The following is a 775-nucleotide window of genomic DNA, read 5'->3' as shown; positions in this document are numbered from 1 at the left end:
CCGTACATGGGGCCGTTCATCCCCGGGCCGATCAGCCCGGGGATGAACGGCCCCATGTACGGCGGCGCGGGCGCCGCCGATCACGCGACCGTCCGGGCCGATCACTTCGCCGTTCGGGCCGAAGGTGCTGCCGGCGGGAATCGGGGTGCCGGCGCCGTTCAGGCCGCCGTTCGCCCCGGGGGCGTTCAGGCCGGGACCGGCGAGACCGGCGCCGTCCTGGTCCCCGAAGTTCGGGCCGTTCGGCCGGATCGGCTGTCCGTTCGGGCCGATCCCGTTAGAGCCGAGGGGCTGGCCGTTCGGACCGATCCCGTTGGAGCCGAGGGGCTGGCCGTTCGGACCGATGCCCTGGCCGTTCATGCCGAGGGGCTGGCCGTTGGGGCCGACGCCCTGGCCGTTCAGGCCGCGGGGACCGTTCGTCCCGAGGTTCCCGGGACGCACCGGCTGGCCGTCCGGGCCGACGAGGCGGCCGTCCGGGGTGAGGTAGCTGCCGGCCGGGACCGGCGTACCCGCCGCGACGCCCGAACCGAAGGCGGGATCGGGGGACGGGCCGAAGCCGTTCATCCCGGGACCGCCGTACCCGGGGCCGCCGTACCCGGGGTTCCCGTAACCGGGGCCGATCGGGCCGGCGACGTTCAGGCCGTTCGAGGCGATGCTCGGGGCGAATCCGCCGCCGTACATCCCGCCGCCGTACGGCGCCGCCATCGGGGCGGCGGGCAGGGCGGGGCCGAAGGTCGAGGCGTCGAAGCCGTATCCGCCGACCGGCACGGGCCCGGCG

1 pseudogene is annotated in these 775 nt (G+C 76.3%); it reads right to left on the bottom strand.

Annotated features, from left to right (window positions below):
• A pseudogene (locus LzC2_RS21590) lies at positions 1-775 on the bottom strand (hypothetical protein); the annotation flags it as partial.

Origin of the sequence: Alienimonas chondri, assembly GCF_013036045.1 — a bacterium.
GTDB classification, from domain to species: Bacteria; Planctomycetota; Planctomycetia; order Planctomycetales; family Planctomycetaceae; genus Alienimonas; species Alienimonas chondri.
Note: the sequence above shows the minus strand (reverse complement) of the source record. Positions and strands in the feature narration are given on the sequence as shown.